Source organism: Streptomyces sp. NPDC056160, assembly GCF_042268205.1.
Taxonomy (GTDB): domain Bacteria; phylum Actinomycetota; class Actinomycetes; order Streptomycetales; family Streptomycetaceae; genus Streptomyces.
In genome coordinates this window covers 1-6,137 of sequence record NZ_JBHJUW010000253.1, presented here as the reverse complement: position 1 = coordinate 6,137, position 6,137 = coordinate 1, and the positions used below count along the sequence as shown (strand labels likewise).

4 protein-coding genes are annotated in these 6,137 nt (G+C 73.4%); 1 reads left to right on the top strand and 3 read right to left on the bottom strand.

Going from position 1 to position 6,137, the window contains the following annotated elements:
- Positions 1–52: 52 nt before the first annotated feature.
- Positions 53–277, bottom strand: coding sequence for a hypothetical protein (locus ACFC02_RS41145; RefSeq protein ID WP_360961620.1), 225 nt, complete (start codon positions 275–277; stop codon positions 53–55).
- Between the two features lie 318 nt (positions 278–595).
- On the opposite strand from ACFC02_RS41145, the gene ACFC02_RS41140 reads away from it, so the two are divergent.
- Positions 596–2,431, top strand: coding sequence for a glycoside hydrolase family 15 protein (locus ACFC02_RS41140; protein ID WP_376367917.1), 1,836 nt, complete (start codon positions 596–598; stop codon positions 2,429–2,431).
- 45 nt (positions 2,432–2,476) lie between these two features.
- Here the strand turns inward: ACFC02_RS41140 and ACFC02_RS41135 are convergent, their stop codons facing one another.
- Both ACFC02_RS41135 and ACFC02_RS41130 read right to left on the bottom strand, forming a co-directional pair.
- Complete coding sequence (locus tag ACFC02_RS41135; RefSeq protein WP_376367915.1) at positions 2,477–3,322, bottom strand: chitosanase; 846 nt, start codon at positions 3,320–3,322, stop codon at positions 2,477–2,479.
- A gap of 138 nt (positions 3,323–3,460) precedes the next feature.
- Positions 3,461–6,137, bottom strand: a 2,677-nt coding sequence (locus ACFC02_RS41130; protein ID WP_376367913.1) for a SpoIIE family protein phosphatase, incomplete at its 5' end; no start/stop codon positions are given.

The window sequence follows — 6,137 nt, the reverse complement described above, 5'->3', positions numbered from 1 at the left end:
GCCCACGGCCCCGGCCCCCGCCCCGTGGCGGAACCGCACGGTCCGCCGCACCCTAGGGCAGCAGCTTGTCCAGGGCGGCCGGCCCCTCCGTTTCGATCTTGCGCTTGGCCCACTCCAGGTTGCGCGGGGTGATGTCACGGCCCGCGGCCAGCACGACGTCCTCGGGCGAGACGTCGGTACCGGTACGGGCGTGGAGCACGTCGTCCGGCGTACAGCGCTCCCCTGGCGTACGGGATGCTCCGGGCGAACGGGATGCGTCGGGCTCTGACGTCGACATGTGTCCTCCTCGGGTCCGGCCGGGTCCCCGCCCGGGTCCGGACTGCGCCGCCCCTGCCGCGGGACCGGGACCTCCTCCTACGATTGCCCGCCGCGCCGCACCCTGCATCCGGAAGGGCCCGCCGCACCGGCCGGGCCGGGACCGGCCCGCCTCAGGAGTACCTGCCCACCGTGCCGGGAAACCCCGCCTCGGCTGCCACCTCCCGCGGGCCACGACCTCCGTTCCGGCCGCCCGCTCCGTAAGCTGGAAAGGCCCCGCGGAGCCGTCCGGGAGCGGCCGGCCCCGGGAACCGCGCGACCGGACAGGGAGGCCGCAGCGATGGCCGACACACCGAGCCCGCCGCCGGTGGCGGGCGTGCGCCGGTACGTGCCGATCGCCGACCACGGCCTGATCGGAGACCTGCGCACGGTCGCCCTGGTGGGCACCGACGGCACGATCGACTGGTACTGCTGTCCCTCCTTCGACGCCCCCAGCGTCTTCGCCGCCGTACTGGACGCCGAGCGGGGCGGCTGCTTCGAACTCGCCGCGGCCCAGGGAGCCCGCACCAAGCAGTTCTACTTCCCCGACACCAACGTGCTGATCACCCGGTTCTTCACCGAGGACGGCGTCGGCGAGGTGCAGGACTTCATGCCGGTGTGCGGCGACGGCGGCGACGCCGAACGCCACCGCCTGATCCGGCGCGTGGTGTGCGTGCGGGGTACCGTCCCCTTCCGCGCGCGCGTGGCCCCCCGCTTCCGCTACGGCGCCGACCCGCACACGGTGCGCATCGAGGGCCACCTGGCCCTGTTCGAGTCCGCGGCCTCGGCCCTCGCGCTCACCGCCACCGTGCCCCTGGAGACCGAGGGACCGGACGTCCGCGCCGACTTCAAGCTGACCGAGGGCGAGTCGGCGGTCTTCGCCCTGGACCAGGTGGGCGGCGAGGTGGCTCCGCGCCGGTGCGCGCGGGCCGAGGCGGAGGAGCAGTTCGAGGTCACCGTGGCGTACTGGCGGCGCTGGATCGCGCAGTCCCGCTACCGCGGCCGCTGGCGGGAGATGGTCCACCGCTCCGCGCTCACCCTGAAACTCCTCACCTACGCCCCGACCGGTGCCATCGTCGCCGCGCCCACCACCAGCCTGCCCGAACGCATCGGGGGCGAACGCAACTGGGACTACCGCTACGTCTGGGTGCGCGACGCGGCGTTCGCGGTCTACGCCCTGCTGCGCCTCGGTTTCAGCGGCGAGGCCGCGGCCTTCATGCGGTTCCTCACCCGGCACATCAGCCCGGGCGACGGCAAGGCCACCGGCCCCCTGCAGATCATGTACGGCATCGACGGCCGGGCCGAACTCCCCGAGTACGAACTGCCCCATCTCCAGGGCCACCAGGGCTCCGCCCCGGTCCGCGTCGGCAACGCCGCCGCCGACCAGCTCCAGCTCGACATCTACGGCGCCCTGATCGACTCCATCTACCTCTACGACAAGTGGGCCGAGCCGATCTCCAGCGCCCAGTGGGACGACGTGTGCGCGCTGGTGGACTGGGTCTGCGACAACTGGGACCAGCCCGACGAGGGCGTGTGGGAGACCCGCGGCGGACGCCGGAACTTCCTGTACTCGCGCCTGATGTGCTGGGTCGCGGTCGAACGCGCCGTCCGGCTGGCCAACCACCGCGGGCTGCCCGCCGACCTGGCGCGCTGGCAGCGCGCCCGCGACACGATCTACCGCCGCGTCATGGACCGCGGCTGGTCCGAGCGGCGCCAGGCGTTCGTCCAGTACGAGGGCGGCGACGTGCTGGACGCCGCCGTCCTGATGATGCCGCTGGCCAAGTTCATCGCCCCGACCGACCCGAAGTGGCTGTCCACCCTCGACGCGCTCACCGAGGACCTGGTCTCCGACTCCCTCGTCTACCGCTACGACCCGCGCACCAGCCCCGACGGGCTGCGCGGCGAGGAGGGCACCTTCTCGATCTGCTCCTTCTGGTACGTCGAGGCCCTGACCCGCGCGGGGCGCCTGGACGAGGCGCGCCTCGCCTTCGAGAAGATGCTCACCTACGCCAACCACCTCGGCCTGTACGCGGAGGAGATCGGCCGCACCGGCGAACAGCAGGGCAACTTCCCGCAGGCCTTCACCCACCTGTCCCTGATCAGCGCCGCCTACAACCTCGACCGCGCCCTGGGCTGACGGCCCCGGGACCCGCTGCCGGGCCCCGCGGCCCGCCGGTTCGCGTCAGCCGATGTGGTACGAGTCGCCGTACACCTTCCAGTCCAGCGGCGGCTTCAGGTCGAGGTTGCCCTTGCGCAGGAAGACCCGCTGCTCGGTGTCGACCCTGCTGGTGTCGCTGTGTGCCTCCTCCTGCTTCATGGCCCACACCCGGGCGTCCAGGAACGCGTTCAGGTACGTCACCTCGTCGCCGCCCCGCGCCGGCGGCTCGGCGCTGCGCAGCGCCCGCTTGCGTATGCTGCCGAAGCTCGTCGGGTCGTCGCCGCCGCCGTGCATCACGATGGCGTCGTAGTAGGCGAACTGGCCGAGCGCGCGCAGCCCGTCCGCCTTGCCCTGCGCGACGGCCGGGTCGAAGTAGACGCGGTCCCGCTCGTCGTTCTGGGCCTGCTGGAACGCGGTGTCCTTGGCCGCCGTGCGCCAGTCCTTGGTGAAGTCGGGGTCGAGTCCGGCGTGGGAGTCGCTGCCGTCGACCTTGCGCAGGGCGGGCAGGTACTTGGCGAGCACGTTGCCGGGCCTGCGGTCGGTGTAGAGCTGGACCAGGTCGAGCATGTCGCCGGTGCCGGAGCAGAAGCCGATGATGCCGGCGGTGTAGCCGCGGCCGTCACCGATGTCCTCGATGTACTTGTACTGCGCCTTCCAGTCGAGCGAGGAGTTCTCCGCGCTCGACACCAGCTTCATGGCGATCTCCTTCTTCGCCGGGTCGTCCAGGCCCGGCGCCGCCGCCGGGGACGCCATCGCGCGGGGTGCGGCGCCGAGCAGGGGCACGGCGGCCAGTGAGGCGCCGAGGAGGGTGAGGACGGCGCGGCGGGAGGCGTCGGCCGGCCTGGACGTTTCGGGGATCGGATGCACCACGGGGGCTCCAGATGCGAGTGGGGGGAGGGGAGTTGGCCCGTAGACCAACTGATAGGAAGGTTTCCTACCAGAAGCTCGAACAGATGGTCACCCACCGCGCGGAGAATTCGTAGGAACGAACGAGGGGGCGCATCGGGTTCAGGACAGGGACTGCTCGGCCCAGATGACCTTCCCGGTGGGCGTGTAGCGCGTGCCCCAGCGGTCCGCGAGCTGGGCGACCAGGAACAGCCCCCGGCCGCCCTCGTCGGTGGACGCCGCGTACCGCAGATGCGGCGAGGTGCTGCTGCTGTCGAGGACCTCGCAGATCAGGGCGGTGTCGCGCAGCATCCGTACCCGGATGGGAGCGCTGCCGTACCGGATCGCGTTGGTGACCAGCTCACTGAGGATCAGCTCGGTGGTGAAGGCCGCCTCCTCGAGCCCCCACCGCGCCAGCCGCCGGTTCACCGAGGCCCGTACGTCGGCGACGGCCGCCGGATCCGCGGGCACCTCCCACTCGGTGACCCGGTCCGAATGCAGCGCCCGGGTCCGCGCGACGAGCAGCGCGATGTCGTCACCCGGCCGCAGGGGCAGCCGCGAGTCCAGCACCGCGCGGCACGTCTCCTCGGGCGACTCGCCGGCCGAGGACAGCGCGCCCCGCAACTCCTCCAGGCCTACGTCGATGTCCCGCGCCCGGTCCTCGACGAGCCCGTCGGTGTACAGGACCAGACGGCTGCCCTCGGCGAGTTCCAGTTCGGCCGTCTCGAACGGCAGGCCGCCGAGCCCGAGCGGGGGACCGGCGGGCACGTCGGCGAACGTCACCACACCGTCCGGCGCGATCACGGCCGGCGGCGGGTGGCCCGCGCGGGCCATCACGCAGCGCCGGGAGACGGGATCGTAGATCGCGTACAGGCAGGTCGCCCCAATCACGGGCGCGCCGGTGCCGTCGGCCGTCTCGTCCTGGTCGATCCGGTCGACCATCTCGTCCAGCAACCCGAGCAGTTCGTCGGGCGGCAGGTCGAGGGAGGAGAAGTTGTGCACCGCGGTGCGCAGCCGTCCCATGGTGGCCGCGGCGTGCAGCCCGTGGCCGACCACGTCTCCCACCACGAGCGCCACCCGCGCTCCCGACAGCGGCAGCACGTCGAACCAGTCCCCGCCCACCCCCGCCTGCGCGGGCAGATAGCGGTAGGCGAGGTCCAGGGCGCCCTGCTCGGGCAGGCTGCGGGGCAGCAGGCTGCGCTGCAGGGTGACCGCCATGCCGTGCTCGCGCGTGTAGCGGCGGGCGTTGTCGATGGAGACCGCGGCCCGGGCGACCAACTCCTCCGCCAGGGCCAGTTCCTCGGCGTCGAACGGCTCGTCCTTCTCCGAGCGCCAGAAGTCGACCAGGCCCAGCACGACGGCGCCCGCCCGTACCGGGACGGTGATCAGCGAGTGGATGCCGTACCGCACCACCCGCCCGGCGCGCTCCACGTCCTGCGCCAGCCAGCCCGGGGCGGCCTCCAGGCGCGGCTCCAGGACCGGGCGGCGGGTGCTGAGGCCGTGCGCCTGCGGGGAAGAGGCGACGAAGCGGATCTGCGCGCCCACCGGGTACAGGGGGGCGTCCTCGCGGATGCCCCCGGCCGCCGTACGGCGCATCGGCCCGCCCTGGCCGGGCTCCTCACCGCGCAGGACGGCGTCGTACAGGTCCACCGTGACGAAGTCCGCGAAGCGCGGCACGGCCACCCGCACCAGCTCCTGAGCCGTCCGGGTCACGTCCAGGGTGGTGCCCACGCCCACCCCGGCGTCGTAGAGCAGGCTCAGCCGCTCGCGGGCCACCTCCGCGCGGCCGGAGAGGGCGCGCAGCTCCGTGGAGTCGCGCAGGGTGGCCACGCTGCCCGACGGGCCGCCTTCCAGGTCGGTGGGCCGCTGGTTGACCGCCAGCAGCCGGTCGCCGACCAGGCGCACCTCGTCGGTGGCGATCCGCCCGGACGCCAGCAGCTCCGCCGTGCCCTGATCGAGCCCCAGGTCGAGCACCCCGCGGCCCTCCGCGTCCGCGGGCAGGCCGAGCAGGCGGTGCGCCTCGTCGTTGGCGAGGAGCAGCCGGCCCTCGTCGCCGACGATGATCACGCCTTCCCGGACCGAGTGCAGCACCGCGTCGTGGTGCTCGTACATCCGGGTCATCTCGCCCGGGCCCAGCCCGTGCGTCTGGCGCAGCAACCGCCTGCTGACCAGTGCCGTTCCCGCGGTGGCCAGGGCGACGCCGGCGGCAGCGGCGCCCAGTACGACGGGGAGCTGCCGGTCTGCCAGACCCCCCGCGTTGTGCGTGGTGATGCCGGCCGCGACCAGCCCCACGACCCTGCCGTCGGGCGCCCTGACCGGTACCACCGCCTGCACCAGCCGCCCGATGGTCCCGTTGATCTCCTCCACGACGGGCCGTCCGCGCAGCGCCGGTTCGATGGCGCCCACGAACTTCTGGCCGATCCGGCCCGGCACGGGGTGGGTGTAGCGGATCCCGGCGGTGTTCGTCACGACGATGAAGTCGACGTGCGCCGCCTCGCGGGCCGCCTCGGCCTGCGGTTGCAGTACGGCCGTCGGGTTCGGGCCGGTGAGCGCGGCGCTGGTCCCCGGCGCGTTGGCGAACGTCTCGGCGACCGCCAGCGACCGGTTGCGGGCCTCCTGCGTGCTGTCGTGCTGCACCTGGAGCACCAGGGCGACCACCGCGGCCACGACCAGCAGCAGTACCACCACGACCTGGAGCACGAACACCTGTCCGGCGACGCTGCGGCCGCGCACGGCCGCCCGCAGCCGCGCGAACCAGCCGTCCGCGGCCCGGCCCCGCTCCGCGCGCTCACGCGCTCGC